The organism is Modestobacter sp. SYSU DS0290 (assembly GCF_054050955.1).
This window is the reverse complement of the sequence record NZ_JBJHAI010000004.1, coordinates 81,454-96,749: the sequence shown is the minus strand read 5'-3', so window position 1 is coordinate 96,749 and position 15,296 is coordinate 81,454. Positions and strand designations below refer to the sequence as shown.

Here is a 15,296-nt window from a genome sequence, read left to right as displayed (position 1 = left end):
GGTCGGTGCCCAGTGGTCGGTGCCCGGTGGTCGGTGCCTCGTGGTCGGTGCCCGGGCGGCGCACGCCGGTCGTCGTCCGCTGGGCAAGGGGGCGGCCCGGCCCCAGGCATCGCTCGAGCGCGCGGTGGCCGACGGGCCAGCTGCGGTGCAGGCGCGCGCTGGCGACGTCGCCCGCGGCACGGGCTGGCGCGGTCGGTCGCGGATGCGCGGGGATCCCGTGCCAGATGGCGGTGCTGCCGGGGGCGCTGCAGGTGCCCCGCCGGCGCTGAGCCGGTCCGACGCTCGGGTGACCCGTCGCCCGCCACGGGGCAGGGGGTGAGCCGCGCAGGCGCTGCCTCAGCCGCGTGCTGACGCGGCTCAGGCCTACCTCGGGCGGCTGGAGGCGGGGGAGGGGCGTGGGGGATGCTCGGTGGGCGCGGGTGGGCGCCGCCGGGTCGGGGTCGGTCAGCCGGGCGCCGGCCACCCGGCTGCCGGCCTGCTCGACGTGACGGAGGACGACCGACGTCGCCACGACTTGCACCGGCAGCGAGCTGACCGGCTCGGTCACGACCGGCCCGGCGCCGGCTGTCCGGCGTAGGTGGACGGTGTCCTGCCCGGCACTCCACGGCGTCGCGCACCTCGGCCCGGGCCTCGAGTGGGGAGAGCGCGGTGCGCCGCCGGCGGGCACCCGGGCGCCACGCGGCTACTGCGGTCTCGGTGCGCGGCCCTGACGGTCCCGGTTCCAGGCGTTCGGGCCCGAGGCTGGGGGAGTGGGATGCCCACAGACGGACGGGAGAGCAGCAGGGCCCCCGGCGGATGATCCGCCGGGGGCCCTGCTGGTGGTGCGAGTGGGTCAGTCGCGCGGGTCCTGGGGGCGACCACCCTCGGCGGGACGGCCACCCTCGGAGGGGCGACCGGAGCCCGTCAGCTCGCGGTTGGCCTGCGAGGACTCCAGGCCACGCGACTCGCGCTCGGCCTCGGCCTGCACCGCGGCCGGCTCCTCGACGGGCTTGAAGAAGCCCCGGATGGCACGACGTGCGCCGCCCACCTGGTTCATCTTCTTCGGCACCGAGGCGCCGCCGTAGGCGAGCACTCCGTGGCCGTGCTCGTCGACCGGACCCAGCGGCTGGTGCACCTCGATGAACTCACCGTTGGGCAGGCGCCGGATGACGCCGGTCTCGATGCCGTGCTCGAGCACCTCGCGGTCGTGCCGCTCGAGACCCAGGCAGATCCGGTAGGTGAGCCAGTACACCGCCGGCGGGATCACCAGCATGCCGATCCGACCGAACCAGGTCATCGCGTTCAGGCTGATGTCGAACTTGTCGGCGATGACGTCGTTGCCGCCGGAGATCCACAGCACGACGTAGAACGAGATGGCCATGGCACCCAGCGAGGTGCGCACCGGCACGTCGCGGGGACGCTGGAGCAGGTGGTGGCTGGCCGTGTCGCCGGTGATCTTGCGCTCGATGATCGGGTAGAGCGCCAGCACGCCGAACATCAGACCCGGGATCACCGCGGTGGCCCAGAACAGCGCCGGGACGTGGTAGCCCCAGAGCACGAGCTCCCACGGCGGGAAGAGCCGCGCCGCGCCGTCGAGGAACCCGATGTACCAGTCGGGCTGCGAGCCCGCGGACACCTGCGCCGGGTTGTAGGGACCCAGCAACCAGATCGGGTTGATCTGCACCAGGCCACCGAGGGCGGCGCAGACACCGAACACGATGAAGAACAGCGCGGTCGCCTTGCCGGCGAACGTCGGGAAGAGCCGGTTGCCGACCACGTTGTGCTCGGTCCGGCCGGCGCCCGGGAACTGGGTGTGCTTCTGCTTGACCAGGATGAGCAGGTGCAGCGCGATGAGCGCCAGCAGGATCGCGGGCACGATCAGCACGTGCAGGATGTAGAGCCGCCCGATGATCAGCTCGCCGGGGAAGTCACCACCGAAGACCGTGAAGAACAGCCAGGTGCCGATCACCGGGATGGAGATGATCACCGCCGAGGCGATCCGCAGGCCGGTACCGGAGAGCAGGTCGTCGGGGAGCGAGTAGCCGGCGAAGCCCTCGACCAGGGCCAGCACCAGCAGCGCGACCCCGATGAACCAGTTCGTCTCCCGCGGCCGGCGGAACGCGCCGGTGAAGAAGATGCGGAACAGGTGGACGACGATCGCCGCCACGAACAGCAGGGCCGCCCAGTGGTGGATCTGCCGGATGACGAGCCCGCCGCGGACGTCGAAGGAGATGTTCAGCGTCGACTCGTAGGCCCGCGAGACGTCGATGCCCCGCATCGGCGCGTACGACCCGTCGTAGACGACCTCGGTCAGGGACGGGTCGTAGAAGAACGTGAGGTACGTGCCCGACAGCAGGAGGATGACGAACGCGTAGAGCGCGATCTCCCCCAGCAGGAACGACCAGTGGTCGGGGAAGACCTTGTTCAGGGTCCGGCGGACGGGCCCGGCCACGATGAGCCGGTCATCGACCTCGTAGGCGGCCGCCCCGATCCTGGTGGTGGGTCGCGCCGTACTCGGCGTGGTGGTGGCCATCAGAGCCTCCCAAGGTTCCAGAACGAGGGGCCGACCGGCTCGGGGAAGTCCCCGAGGGCGACGAAGTAACCCTCATCATCCACGGCGATCGGCAGCTGGGGGAGCGAGCGCGTGGCCGGGCCGAACACCGGCTTGGCGCCCTGGGTCACCTGGAACTGCGACTGGTGGCACGGGCAGAGGATCCGGCCGGTCTCCTGCTCGTAGAGCGAGACCGGGCAGCCGGCGTGGGTGCAGATCTTCGAGTAGGCCAGGTAGTCCCCGTACCCGAAGTCCTCCTGCCCCTCCGGGGGCTGGCTGCTCGCCAGCTGCTCCGGGCGGAGCCGGATGAGCATCACGGAGGCCGACGCGTCGGCGTGGAAGTTGCCACCGGGGACGGCCGGGAACACCGTCTCGAGTGAGCCGACCTGCTGGTCGGCCGGCCGGACCGGGGTGCCGTCGGCGCGCAGCAGCCGGACGCCGTTGGCCCACGGGGTCGTGCCCAGCGGGTTGCCGGTGTTCGGGTTGCGGATCAGGCCGCCCAGCGGGGCGATGATCATGACACCCGCCGCGGCACCCATGACCCCGATCGTGGTCGCCAGCAGCTTCCGGCGGGGCAGGCCGGACTTGTCCAGGCCGCTGAGCAGCGTCGCGCCGGTGGTGACCCGGTCGAAGTGTGACCCGTCGTGCTTGTCCTGGACAGCCGTCTCGTGCGGCAGCAGCTTCTTGACGTAGAGCACCAGGCCGACGCCGATCGCCGTCAGCGAGATGCCCATCGTGACGCCCAGCATCGGGGTGAACAGCGCGCTCCAGGTGCTGCCGCCGACCTGCCACTCCCAGTCCGGGAGGAACCAGCCGGAGCCGGCGTAGATGACCAGGAACGCGACGGCAGCGACGGCGGCCAGCGCGAACCAGAAGGTGACCTGCCGGGTGGCGCGCTTCTCCAGCGCGGAGCCGGGCTCCGCGGCCGGCTCGACGTGCAGCACCTCGACGCCGTCGTAGCGGGCACCGAGCCGGTCCAGCTCGGTGCGGTCCATCGCGGCGAGCTGCTCGGGGCTGTACTCGTCGTCCGGTCCGCCGTGCGTCGGGCCGGCGGTGTCGTCGCCGCCGGCGGAGCCGGGGCCGGTGTGGGGGGTGCTCACGCCTTCGTTCCCATCCAGAAGATCCCGAACAGCAGTGCGCCGATGCCGGCGACCCAGATGACGAGTCCCTCGGCCACCGGCCCGACGCGTCCGACGCCGGCACCGCCGGGGTCGGCCTGCGCCTGCACGGTCTGCACGTAGTTGATGATCGACCGCTTCTCCTCCGGGGTGAGCTGGTTGTCCCCGAAGACGGGCATGTTCTCCGGGCCGGAGAGCATCGCGGCGTAGATCGTGAGGTCGTTGGCCTCCTCCAGGGAGGGGGCCCGCTTGCCGGACGAGAGCGCACCGCCCTGGCCGGTGAAGTTGTGGCACTGGGCGCAGTTGAGCCGGAAGAGCTCACCGCCGGCGGCCAGGTCGCCCGAACGCAGGTCGCCCGAGGGCAGGGTCGGGCCGCCGCCGTTGGCCTGGATGTAGGCCATCAGCTGGTCGATCTCCTCCTCGGAGAAGACCGGCGGGCGCTCGGGTGCCTGGGCCTCCTGGCGCACCAGCGGCATGCGGCCGGTGTGCACCTGGAAGTACACGGCAGCCTCTCCGACGCCGACGAGCGACGGCCCGCGGTCCTGCACGCCCTGCAGGTTGGACCCGTGGCAGGTGATGCAGCTGCGGGTGTACAGCTCCCGGCCGGCCTCCACGGCGTTGGACGGGTTGCCGGTCGCGTCGTCGGCGGCGCTGGCGCCCGGGGCGAGGGCCGAGTAGCCGACCCCGGTGAGCACCAGGGCGGCCATCAGACCGGCCACGTTGGCCAGCCGGCGGCGCTGCTTGGACCGCCGCCGGGACAGGGCGGCCGCGGCGGGCGTGCCGGCCACCGGACGCCGGCCGAACCGGGCGCGCACGCTCCGACGGCCGCTCTCGGCGGGGGCCTCGGACGAGGGGTTCGTGGTGGTCACCGGTTCCCTAGCGGATCAGGTAGATCGTGGCGAAGAGCCCGACCCACACGACGTCGACGAAGTGCCAGTAGTAGGAGACCACGATCGCGGAGGTCGCCTGCGCTGGCGTGAAGCGGCCCATGGTGGACCGGATGAGCACGTAGACGAAGGCCACCAGGCCACCGATGACGTGCAGGGCGTGGAAGCCGGTCGTCAGGTAGAAGACCGAGCCGTAGCTCGACGAGGCGATCGTCGTGCCGTGCTCGGCGACCAGCACCCGGTACTCGTTCATCTGGGCCAGGACGAACACCGCGCCCATGAGGAAGGTGATGGCGAACCAGCGACGCAGCCCGTAGACGTTCCCGCGCTCGGCGGCGAAGACACCGAGCTGGCAGGTGACCGAGGAGGCCACCAGGATCACGGTGAAGAACGTCGCGTAGGGCAGGTTCAGCTCGGTCGGCTCCGGTGGCCAGCCGTCTGTCGCCCGGGCGCGCGCGGTGAAGTACATGGCGAACAGGCCGGCGAAGAACATCAGCTCACTGGCGAGCCAGACGATCGTGCCGACGCTGACCATGTTCGGTCGGGTCAGGGAGTGCACCCGCGAGGTGTCGAAGGTGCTGCTCGCCACGGGGGCCGTTGTCACGGGGTCATCATGGCATCGGGACGGCCTCCCCACGACGCGGGGTGGCTGCGCGTGGCGTGTCTCGCGGTGAGCGCGCGGTGCGCCCTCCGACACGCCGGGGCGAGCCACTAAGCTGCGCCGGGTGAGCGTCGACGCCGCACCGGCCACCGTGCTGGTCTTCAGCCAGCGGGCCGAGGTCCGCGCCGCCGTCCGGACCGCGCTGGGCGCGTTCCCCGCCCCGGACGTCGGGCCCCTGCGATACCTCGAGTGCGTCACGGGCGACGAGGTCGTCGCCGCCGTCGACGCCGGCGGGGTCGACCTGTGCGTCCTGGACGGTGAGGCCCAGCCCACCGGCGGGATGGGGATCAGCCGGCAGCTGCGCGCCGAGGTGGCCGACTGCCCGGCGATGGTGGTGCTCATCGCCCGCCAGGCCGACCGCTGGCTGGCGCACTGGTCGCAGGCCGACGCGACGCTGGCCTTCCCGGTCGACCCGCTGGTCGCCCCGGAGACCGTCGCCGGGTTGTTGCGCGAACGGGCCGCCTCGCGGCCCGTCGTGCGGCGCTGAGCGGCGTGGCGGCCACCGCCCCGACCTGGCCCGCGCTGCTCGGCCGGCTGGCCCGGCGGGAGGACCTCACGACCGAGGAGACCCGCTGGGCGATGCGCCAGGTGATGACCGGCGAGGCCACCCCGGCGCAGATCGCCGGGCTGGTCATGGGGTTGCGGGTCAAGGGGGAGACGCCGGCCGAGGTCATCGGCCTGGCGGCCACGATGCTCGACCAGGCCACGCCGGTGGTGCTCGCGCAGGACTGCGTGGACATCGTGGGCACCGGCGGCGACGGGGCGCAGACGGTCAACATCTCCACGATGGCCGCGATCGTCACCGCCGCCGCCGGGGTGCCGGTGGCCAAGCACGGCAACCGGGCGGCGTCGTCGAAGTCCGGCACCGCCGACGTGCTGGAGGCGCTCGGGGTGGTGATCGACCTTCCGGCCGGCGCGGTCGCGGAGTGCGTCCGCCGGGCGGGGGTCGGCTTCTTCTTCGCGCCGGTGTTCCACCCCGGCATGCGGCATGCCGCGGTCCCGCGGCGGGAGCTGGGCATCGGCACGGTCTTCAACTTCCTCGGCCCGCTCACCAACCCGGCCCGGCCGGTCGCCGGGGCGATCGGGTGTGCCGACCTGCGGATGGCGCCGGTGGTCGCCCAGGTGCTGGCCGAGCGCGGCAGCCGGGCCCTGGTGTTCCGGGGGGACGACGGCCTCGACGAGCTCACCACCACGACGACGTCGTCGGTGTGGGTGGTGCGCGACGGCGAGGTGGTCCCCGAGCGGCTGGACCCGACGGTGTTCGGCATCCCGGTCGCGGAACCGGGCGCGCTGCGCGGTGGTGGGCCGGAGGAGAACGCCGAGGTGGTCCGCCGCCTCGTGGCCGGCGACCGCGGGCCGGTGCGGGACGCGGTGCTGCTGAACGCCGCGGGTGCGCTCGCCGCCTTCGACGCGAGCGGTGCGCCGTTGCACGACAGCCTCGGTGCGGCCCTGGAGCGGGCGGCCGCGGCGGTGGACGACGGCCGGGCGGCGGCCAAGCTCGAGGAGTGGGTGCAGGTCAGCCAGGCGCTCCGCACCCGCACCTGACGGCCCCCGGCCGTGTCGGCCCCGCTGCAGGGGCCCGGACCCGAGCTCGCGCGGGTCGGGGGGGGGCAGCGGGGCCCTACTTCAGTCGGCGGACTCGAAACCGATGGAGAAGGCGGCCTCGAGGTCGTGCCGCGAGTAGGCGCGGAAGGCGATGTGCGTGGCGGTGTCGACGACTCCGGGGACCTTGTTGATCCGCCCGGCGATCACCTGGGCGATCTCGTCGAACTCGGGCACGCGGATGATCGCGACCAGGTCGACGTCGCCGGCGACGGAGTAGACCTCGCTGACCCCGGGCAGGTCGGCGACCGCCTCGGCGACCTCGGCGATGGAGTCGGTGGCGGCATCGATCATCACGATGGCGGTGATCACTCCCGGGATGCTAGCCGGGTGGCGCCCCGGCCGCGCCGCGCCTCCGGTCGGTCGGGGGCCACCCGGTCGGGCTGGCTGCGGGTGCGCAGCGGCCGCCCGTCGCCGAAGGGGTCGCGCTCGGCCCGGCCGGCCTCGACCTGCGCCAGGAACGCGCGGTAGGCGCCGGTTCCCGGGGTGCGGCTGGCCAGCGTGCCGGCGACCTCGACCAGCCGGGTGCCGGGCTTCTCCATCCAGCGCAGCACCAGCTCGGTCTCGTCGACGGTGGCGGCCAGCTCGCCGTCGGGGCCGGTGGGCGTCTCGGCGGTGGCCCGCAGCTCGGCCAGGCAGTCACGCACCGAGCGGCCGCGCTCGGCGACCCCCGCGGCGACCAGCCGGCCGCGGCGCACCACCGACAGCTGCCAACCACCGGCGCCGTCGGGGCGGGCGAGCACCATCTCGGGCACGGTGGCCAGCGACTCCAGCCGCTGCCGGCGCTGCACCGCGCGCACCAGCACCGCCACCCGGTCGCGCAGCAGCGCCGCGTCCTCGTACCGGCCCTCGGCGGCCAGCCGCTCGACCCGGGTGAGCAGCGGGGCGACCAGCTCACGCGGGTCGGAGTCGACGGCCGCGGCGAACACCGCGGCGATCGAGGCGTACTCCTCCCGGCTCTGCGCGCCGGTGCAGGGCGCGCCGCACCGGCCCATGCCGGCCAGTGCACAGGCGGCGCCCGTGCCCGCGAGCGCCAGCCGGGGGGTGCACTGGCGCAGCGGCAGCGACTCGTGCACCGCGGCGACCGCGGCGTCGGCCGCCCGGCGGTCGGGGAAGGGCCCCAGGAAGGCCCCGGCGCCCGGACGGACCCGGCGGACCACCGACAGCCGGGGGAAGGGCTCGTCGGTGAGCCGCACCCAGAGGGCGCGTTCGGGGAAGCGCGACCGGCGGTTGTAGCGCGGCTTGTGCTCGGCGATCAGCCGCAGCTCCCGGACGGCGGCCTCCAGGTCGTGCGCGCACGGCAGCGCGTCGACGCGTTCGGCGAGCCGGATCATCTCCGTCATCCGGCTGCGCTGCTCGCCGGCGGAGAAGTAGCTGCGGACCCGGCTGCGCAGGTCGGTGGAGGTGCCCACGTACAGCGCCTCGTCGCGCGGGCCGCGGAAGACGTAGACGCCGGGGCCGGACGGGACGTGCTCGGCCAGGTGCCGCTTGCGGCGGCGCTCGGGGTCGACCTGGCGGGTGAGGCCGGAGAGCTCCTCCAGGGTGGTGATCCCCAGCGGGCCCAGTCGCTCGAACAGGCCGTGCAGGACGTCGACGGTCGCCCGCGCGTCGGCCAGCGCCCGGTGGCAGGGCTCGGTGGAGGTGGCGAAGTAGGGGGCGAGGGTCGCCAGCTTGCAGTTGGGCACCTCGTCGCGGGTCAGCAGCCGGCGGGCCAGGACGGCGGTGTCGACCGAGGCGGCGGCCGGCCAGGCGATGCCGGACTCCTCGCAGGCCGCACGCAGGAATCCGAGGTCGAACGGGGCGTTGTGGGCCACCAGCACGGCGCCGCGGGCGAACTCCAGGAAGGCCGGCAGCACGGCGTCGATGCGCGGCGCAGCGGCCACCATCGTCGTGGTGATGCCGGTGAGGACGCTGATGTAGGGCGGGATCTCCCGGCCCGGGTCGACCAGCGTCTGGAACTCGCCGACCACCTCGCCCCCGCGCACCTTGACCGCGCCGATCTCGGTGATCGCGTTGTCCTTCGGGGAGCCGCCGGTGGTCTCGAGGTCGACGACCACGAACGTCACCGCCGACAGTGCGGTGCCGACCTCGTCGATCGACACCTGCTCGTAGCGCGGGCCGGTCGGCAGCGCGGGGGCGGCCGGGGGGAGAGCGGCAGAGGCCCAGCCGTGCGGGCGGGCGCCCGGCCCACCGGGCAGCGGGACGGGGGGCGGTGCGGGAACAGGTGGCACGTCGCGGACGGTAGGTCGGGGGTCCGACAGTCCGGGGGAGGGCACGCCGGGCCCGGGAGGGGAGCGGGGTGGTCGGGCCGGAACTGTCGGTGGCTGCTCCTAGGTTCCGCGCTGTCGGGACGGAAGGCCGTCCGCGACGGAGAGAGAGGGGGAGCCGCCGTGCTCATCGACTGCGACACCTGCACCGTCCGCGGGCAGGGCTGCGCCGACTGCGTCGTCACCGTGCTCCTGGGCGCACCGCCGGGCTGGCAGGGCAGCGACCCCAGCGTCGTCCCGCTCGTCCCGCGCGCCACCGACGCGGCGGGGCCGGCCGAGGTGCCGGTGCGCGTGGACGCGCCCGGACGTGCCGGGGCCGGCCGTGACATGACTCGCGTTGACGCCTCCGCCCCGGAGGCCCGGCCCGCGGTGGAACTGGACGACGTGGAGCGGCGGGCGGTCCGGGCTTTGGCAGAGTTCGGCCTGGTTCCGCCGTTGCGTCATCAGGATGCGTCGGGCCATGGCGACCGCCACGTGAGCTGACAAATCGCACGCCTGCGATTCGTCACATCTGGCCCCGGTTTTCGGGTTTGCCGGGTCTTTGTCTCGGTCCGGTCACGGCCGTAGGTTCGTGACGTCCGGTAGGGAGGTCGTCACCGATCCAGGTGGCCCCGCCGGAGACCGCCGAACCAGCCGACCCCGTCGGCTGGAGCGGGGCCCACCGCAGCACTGAGGTGGGTCCTCGCGTGCACCGGGTCGCCGGGCACACCGCGTCAGCACCGACGCGGTCGGGAGCGGGCGCGCAGTCCGGCGCCCGGGCCCGTCAGTCGACCCGGCAGGCGGTGCGACGAGGAAGAACGGAGCCCCGCCTCGCATGGCGAGCCCTCAGCCCTGCTCCCGGATCACCCCGGTCCGCTCTGCTGCCCTGCCCTCCGGTCCTCGGAGCGCCCGGCTGACCGGCCGGCTCGGTGCCGGGCTCCTCCTCGGGCTCACCGCCAGCCTGACGCTCACCCTGCTCCCGGGCAGCGCGGCCGCGGCCCCCGGTGACCCGGTCACCCAGGCCGGCACGGCGGAGGAGGCCACCCGCCTGGTGTCCGACGCGACGCACGAGCTCGAGGTCGTCACCGAGCAGTTCAACGACGCCCAGGTGGTGCTCGACCAGCAGCGGGCCGCCGCCGAGGCAGCCGGCCAGGCGCTGGCCGCTGCCCAGGTGCAGCTGGCGGCGCTCGACGAGCAGATGCGGCGAGTGGCGCGCAGCGCCTTCACCGGAGAGAACCTGTCCCGGTTCAACGCCCTGATGACCAGCGGCTCCGCCGACGAGTTCCTCTCCCAGGTGACCACCCTCGACGCCATCGCCGGCCACACCACCGACGTCCTCGCCCAGGTGGCCGCCGCGGCGCAGGCGGCGGAGCAGGCCAAGGCGGCCGCCGACGCCGCGGCGGGGCAGGCCGAGGCCGGCCTGGCCGACGTCACCGCCCGGCAGGCGGACCTGCAGGGCCGCATCGCCGAGTACCAGGCCCAGTACGACTCCCTCAGTGCGGTGCAGCAGCAGGCGGTGGTGGAGGAGCACGCCGGCCCGACGCTCGCGCCCCCCGCGGCCACCGAGGTCGTCGCCTCCTCCGACGCGGCGCAGGCCGCCGTGGACACCGCGCTGGCCCAGATCGGCGACCCCTACGTCTGGGGCGCCGGCGGGCCGGACGCCTTCGACTGCTCGGGCCTGACGCAGTACGCCTACGCCGCTGCCGGGATCCGGCTGCCGCACTCCAGCCGGGTGCAGGCGACGATGGGCACCGCGGTGAGCCGGGCCGACCTGCAGCCCGGTGACCTGGTGTTCTTCTACAGCCCGGTGAGCCACGTGGGCATGTACGTGGGCAACGGGAAGATGGTGCACGCGCCCACGTTCGGCAGCCCGGTCGTCGTCACCGGGGTCGACATGGCCGGCTACGTGGGGGCACGCCGCCTCGTCGGCTGAGCCGGTCAGCGGCGGGCAGGGCGCACAGGGCGCCGTCCTAAGCTCCCTGGCGTGCCCCTCCCGACCGTCCCGAGCCGGCCCGCGTGAGCACGGTGGCCCCGGTGGACGGGCGCTCCCGGCGGCTGGCGCTCGGCGCGGCGGCGGTCCTGGGAGCGGCGCTGGTCGTGGTGATCGCGGTCGCCACCCCGTGGGAGGTGCTCGCCACGCCGTCCGGGGGTCGCACCCCGGTCGACCCCGCCGCGGTGTTCAGCGCCGAGCAGATCGCCCGCGCCGAGGACTTCGCCGGGGCCGTGCGGCCGGCGTCGCTGGTCTCCCTGCTGCTGGGCCTGGCCGTCTCCGCGGTGTTCGGGCTGACCCGCGCCGGCGCGGCCACCGCCCGCCGGCTGGCCCGCCCGCTCGGTGGGGGCTGGGGCTGGGAGGTGCTCCTGGGCACGTTCGCGATCCTGCTGGTCGGCCGGCTGGTGACCCTCCCGCTGTCGGTCTGGGGCGAGGTGGTGCGGCACCGGTACGGGCTCTCGACCCGGGGCTGGGGGCTGTGGGCCCGGGACGTTGCGGTCTCCACCGGGATCAGCGCCGGCGTCACCGCGCTGGGGCTGCTCGCCGTGGTGGCGCTGGCCCGACGGGCACCGCGCAGCTGGTGGGCCTGGGCCGGCGGGGGCGCCGCCGCGCTCGTCGTCGTCGGCTCGTTCCTCTACCCCCTCCTGATCGAGCCGGCGTTCAACCAGTTCGAGCCGCTGGAGGACGGGCAGCTGCGCAGCGACCTGTTCGCACTCGCCGAGCGCAGCGGCGCCCCGGTCGAGGACGTGTTGGTCGCCGACGCCAGCCGGCGCACGACCGCGCTCAACGCCTACGTCTCCGGGTTCGGGTCGACCCGCCGCATCGTCGTCTACGACACGGTGCTCGACCGGCTGCCCGACGAGGAGATCGAGTCGATCGTGGCCCACGAGCTGGGGCACGTGGCCACCGACGACGTCCTCACCGGCACGCTGATCGGTGCGCTGGGCGCCGGTGCCGGGGTGTCCCTGCTGGGCTGGTTGCTCCGCTCGACGCCGCTGCTGCGCCGGGCCGGGGCGCGAGGACCCGACGACGGCGCCGTCGTCGGCCTGCTGCTGTTCCTGATCGCCGTCGGGACGCTGGTCTCGACGCCGGTGCAGAACGTGGTCTCCCGGCAGATCGAGGCCCGGGCGGACCTGCACGCGCTGGACCTGACCGGGGACCCCGCCGCCTTCACCGCGATGCAGCGGCGGCTCGGCGAGGCCAACCTCAACGACCCGGACCCGCCGGCCGCCTGGCAGTGGTTCTACGGATCGCACCCCACCGTCCCGCAGCGGATCGCCTTCGCGGCGGACTGGGCGCTGCTGCACGGCGTCCCGGTGCCCCGGTGAGCCGCACCCTCGTCGTCACCAACGACTTCCCGCCCCGGCAGGGCGGCATCCAGACGTTCGTGGCGGCGCTGCTGGCGACCCGGCCCCCGGAGTCGCTGGCCGTGCTGGCCTCCGACCACCCCGGCGCCGCCGAGCACGACGCGCGGCTGCCCTACCCGGTGGTCCGGGCCGGCACCGGGATGCTCCTGCCCACCCCGGACGCCACCCGTACCGCCGCGCGGCTGGCGCGGGAGCACGGGTGCGACACCGTCTTCTTCGGCGCGGCCGCACCGCTCGGGCTGATGGCGCCGGCCCTGCGCCGTTCCGGGGTGCGCCGGCTGGTCGGCGCCACCCACGGGCACGAGACCGGCTGGGTGGCGCTCCCTGCCGCGCGGCAGCTGATGCAGCGGATCGCGGGAGGGCTGGACGAGCTCAGCTACATCAGCGAGTACACCCACGCCCGGCTCGCCCCGGCCCTCGGCGACCGGACGGTGCTCAGCCAGCTGTCCCCGGGGGTCGACGTCGACCTGTTCACCCCCGACGCCGACGGCTCGGCCGTGCGCGAGCAGTACGGGCTGGGGAGCGCGCCGGTGGTCGTGTGCGTCAGCCGGCTGGTGCCGCGCAAGGGCCAGGACGTGCTGGTGGCGGGCTGGGCGCAGGTGCTGGCCCGGCACCCCGACGCGCGGCTGCTGCTGGTCGGGGGCGGTCCGCTGGAGCTGCGGCTGCGCCGGGCGATCGCGGCGCGCGGGCTCGGTGGCTCGGTGGTGCTCACCGGTGGGGTGCCGGCCGGGGAGCTGCCCGCCCACTACGCGGCCGGCGACGTCTTCGCCATGCCCTGCCGGACCCGCCGCGGCGGGCTGGACGTGGAGGGGCTGGGGATGGTCTTCCTGGAGGCGGCCGCCTGCGGCCGGCCGGTGATCGCCGGCACCTCCGGCGGGGCCCCCGAGACCGTCCGCGAGGGGGAGACCGGGCACGTGGTCGACCCGCGCTCACCCACCGCGGTCGCCCAGGTGATCAGCGACCTGCTCGACGACCCGGCCCGGTCCCGCGCGATGGGGCGCGCGGGCCGGGCCTGGGTCGAGGAGCGCTGGTCCTGGGCGACGATCGCCGACACCTTCGCCCGACTGCTGCAGGGCTGACGCCGTGCCGGTCTACCTCTGGTAGATCGCCTCGACCTCGGCGCCGAACTCCTTCATCACCACACTGCGCTTGAGCTTCATGCTCGGGGTGAGGGTGCCGTTGGCCTCGGTGAAGTCCTCCGCGAGCACCCGGTACTTCTTGATCGCCTCGGCGTGCGACACGGCCCTGTTGGCGTCGGCGATCGCGGTGTCGAGCTCGGCCAGCAGGTCGGGGTCGTCCCGCAGCTGGGCGGCGGTGAGCGACTCGTCCTTGCCGTGGCCCTTGAGCCACGCGGGCAGCGCCTCGGCGTCCAGGGTGACCAGCGCGGCGATGAAGGGCCGCTGGTCACCGACGACGATGCACTGGCTGACCAGCTTGTGCGCCCGCAGCCGGTCCTCCAGGACGGCCGGGGCGACGTTCTTGCCGCCGGCGGTCACCAGGATCTCCTTCTTGCGGCCGGTGATCCGCAGGAACCCCTGCTCGTCGAGCTCGCCGAGGTCGCCGGTGTGGAACCAGCCGTCGGCGTCGATCGCCTCGCGAGTGGCCTGCTCGTTGCGCCAGTAGCCGCGCATCACGATCCCGCCGCGCAGCAGCACCTCGCCGTCCTCGGCGATGGCCGCGTCCACGCCGGGCAGCGGCCGGCCCACGGTGCCGATCCGGATCGCGGCGTCGTGGTTGACCGCGGCGGCGGCCGTGGTCTCGGTGAGCCCGTAGCCCTCGTAGATGGTCACGCCGAGACCGCGGAAGAAGTGCCCCAGTCGCTCGCCGAGGGGCGCGCCACCGGAGACGGCGCCGGCGCAGTGCCCGCCGAGGGCCGCCCGCAGCTTGCCGTAGACCAGCCGGTCGAACAGCGCGTGCTGCAGCCGCAACGCCAGGCCCGGGCCGCCGGTGTCCTGCGCGCGGGACCAGTCGACGGCGACCTGCGCGGCGCGGTCGAAGATCTTGCCCTTGCCGTCGCCCTCCGCCTTGGCCTTCGCGCCGTTGTAGACCTTCTCGAACACCCGGGGGACGGCGAGCACGAAGGTGGGCTGGAACCGGCCCAGATCGCCGACCAGGTCGGCGATGTCGGGGGTGTGCCCGACGACCGTGCGGGCATCGATGGCGCCGACCTGCAGCACCCGGGCGAGCACGTGGGCCAGCGGGATGAACAGCAGCATCGAGCCGCCGGGGTTGATGAAGCGGTCCAGCAGGGTGATCCCGTTGCGCACCTCGAACAGGAAGTTCCCGTGGGTGAGCTCGCAGCCCTTGGGCCGCCCCGTGGTGCCGCTGGTGTAGATCAGCGTGGCCAGGCTGTCCGCGCCGAGGGTCTGCCGGCGGGCCGCCAGCTCGGTGTCGGGGACGTCGGCCCCCGCCGCGGTCAGCTGGTCGAGCGCGCCGTCGTCGATGACCCACACCGGGCCCAGGTCCGGCGCCTCGCTGCGCACCGACTCGACGTCGTCGGCGTGCCGCTGGCTCTCCACGAAGATCGCGCGGGCACCGGAGTCGGTGAGGATCCAGGAGATCTGGTCGGGGCTGGAGGTCTCGTACACCGGGACGACGACGGCGCCCGCGGTCCAGATCGCGTAGTCCAGCACCGTCCACTCGTACCGGGTGCGAGCCAGCAGGCACACCCGGTCGCCCGGGCCGACCCCGGCGGCCACCAGGCCCTTGGCCACGCCGGCGACCTCGGCGGCGAACTGCGCCCAGGTCACGTCCCGCCACTCTCCGTCGACCTGTCGGCGCAGCCCGACGTCGTGCGGGTGCTCGGCCGCGTTGCGGGCGACCATGTCCGTCAGGGCGTCATCGGCCCCCACGGTGGCGGTGGGGGGAACGCTCAGCTCGCGCACGCCGGTCCTC

At 74.4% G+C, this 15,296-nt stretch carries 13 protein-coding genes; 6 read left to right on the top strand and 7 right to left on the bottom strand.

Going from position 1 to position 15,296, the window contains the following annotated elements; all coding sequences use genetic code 11:
• Positions 1-832: 832 nt before the first annotated feature.
• Genes qcrB through ctaE form a run of 4 tightly spaced genes read right to left on the bottom strand, consistent with a single transcriptional unit; the run spans position 833 to position 5,139 of the window.
• Positions 833-2,512 carry a cytochrome bc1 complex cytochrome b subunit gene (gene qcrB, locus ACI795_RS05960; RefSeq protein WP_457074347.1) on the bottom strand — a complete coding sequence of 560 codons (1,680 nt, stop codon included), beginning with the start codon at positions 2,510-2,512 and terminating at the stop codon, positions 833-835.
• On the bottom strand, positions 2,512-3,630 hold the full coding sequence (qcrA, locus tag ACI795_RS05955; protein WP_457074345.1) for a cytochrome bc1 complex Rieske iron-sulfur subunit: 1,119 nt from the start codon (positions 3,628-3,630) through the stop codon (positions 2,512-2,514). The genes qcrB and qcrA overlap by 1 nt, the downstream gene beginning before the upstream one ends.
• Complete coding sequence (gene qcrC / locus ACI795_RS05950; protein WP_457074344.1) at positions 3,627-4,517, bottom strand: cytochrome bc1 complex diheme cytochrome c subunit; 891 nt, start codon at positions 4,515-4,517, stop codon at positions 3,627-3,629. The genes qcrA and qcrC overlap by 4 nt, the downstream gene beginning before the upstream one ends.
• A gap of 7 nt (positions 4,518-4,524) precedes the next feature.
• Complete coding sequence (gene ctaE, locus ACI795_RS05945; RefSeq protein WP_457074342.1) at positions 4,525-5,139, bottom strand: aa3-type cytochrome oxidase subunit III; 615 nt, start codon at positions 5,137-5,139, stop codon at positions 4,525-4,527.
• Positions 5,140-5,260: 121 nt separating this feature from the next.
• On the opposite strand from ctaE, the gene ACI795_RS05940 reads away from it, so the two are divergent.
• A complete protein-coding gene (locus tag ACI795_RS05940) occupies positions 5,261-5,683 on the top strand; it encodes a hypothetical protein (protein WP_457074341.1) in 423 nt (140 codons plus the stop codon).
• Between the two features lie 5 nt (positions 5,684-5,688).
• Positions 5,689-6,741, top strand: coding sequence for an anthranilate phosphoribosyltransferase (gene trpD / locus ACI795_RS05935; RefSeq protein ID WP_457074339.1), 1,053 nt, complete (start codon positions 5,689-5,691; stop codon positions 6,739-6,741).
• Between the two features lie 81 nt (positions 6,742-6,822).
• Here trpD and ACI795_RS05930 read toward each other — a convergent pair whose 3' ends face one another.
• Together ACI795_RS05930 and ACI795_RS05925 are read right to left on the bottom strand one after the other, a co-directional pair.
• Positions 6,823-7,110 (bottom strand): Lrp/AsnC family transcriptional regulator, encoded by a 288-nt coding sequence (locus tag ACI795_RS05930; RefSeq protein ID WP_457074338.1) that lies wholly within the window; start codon positions 7,108-7,110, stop codon positions 6,823-6,825.
• Positions 7,107-9,029: a DEDD exonuclease domain-containing protein gene (locus tag ACI795_RS05925; RefSeq protein WP_457074335.1), complete on the bottom strand. Its 1,923-nt coding sequence runs from the start codon at positions 9,027-9,029 to the stop codon at positions 7,107-7,109. Before ACI795_RS05925 ends, ACI795_RS05930 begins: the two co-directional genes overlap by 4 nt.
• A 159-nt stretch (positions 9,030-9,188) precedes the next feature.
• Here ACI795_RS05925 and ACI795_RS05920 point away from each other — a divergent pair, with 159 nt between their 5' ends.
• The 4 genes from ACI795_RS05920 to ACI795_RS05905 all read left to right on the top strand — a co-directional run bounded on the left by ACI795_RS05920 (position 9,189) and on the right by ACI795_RS05905 (position 13,480).
• A complete protein-coding gene (locus ACI795_RS05920; RefSeq protein WP_457074333.1) occupies positions 9,189-9,548 on the top strand; it encodes a hypothetical protein in 360 nt (119 codons plus the stop codon).
• 331 nt (positions 9,549-9,879) lie between these two features.
• Positions 9,880-10,977, top strand: a complete 1,098-nt coding sequence (locus ACI795_RS05915) for a C40 family peptidase (protein ID WP_457074331.1) — start codon at positions 9,880-9,882, stop codon at positions 10,975-10,977.
• Between the two features lie 101 nt (positions 10,978-11,078).
• Positions 11,079-12,362: a M48 family metallopeptidase gene (locus tag ACI795_RS05910; protein ID WP_457074330.1), complete on the top strand. Its 1,284-nt coding sequence runs from the start codon at positions 11,079-11,081 to the stop codon at positions 12,360-12,362.
• Entirely contained in the window at positions 12,359-13,480 is a 1,122-nt protein-coding gene (locus ACI795_RS05905; RefSeq protein ID WP_457074328.1) for a glycosyltransferase family 4 protein, read from the top strand. Before ACI795_RS05910 ends, ACI795_RS05905 begins: the two co-directional genes overlap by 4 nt.
• A 12-nt stretch (positions 13,481-13,492) precedes the next feature.
• Here the strand turns inward: ACI795_RS05905 and ACI795_RS05900 are convergent, their stop codons facing one another.
• The gene (locus ACI795_RS05900; protein ID WP_457074326.1) at positions 13,493-15,286 is read right to left on the bottom strand and encodes an AMP-dependent synthetase/ligase; all 1,794 of its coding nucleotides are present in this window, start codon (positions 15,284-15,286) and stop codon (positions 13,493-13,495) included.
• Positions 15,287-15,296: the final 10 nt, after the last annotated feature.

Coding starts and splice junctions, on each gene's coding strand:
- qcrB (WP_457074347.1), bottom strand. CDS start 2,512: ATGGCCACCACCACGCCGAGTACGGCGCGACCCACCACCAGGATCGGG.
- ACI795_RS05915 (WP_457074331.1), top strand. CDS start 9,880: ATGGCGAGCCCTCAGCCCTGCTCCCGGATCACCCCGGTCCGCTCTGCT.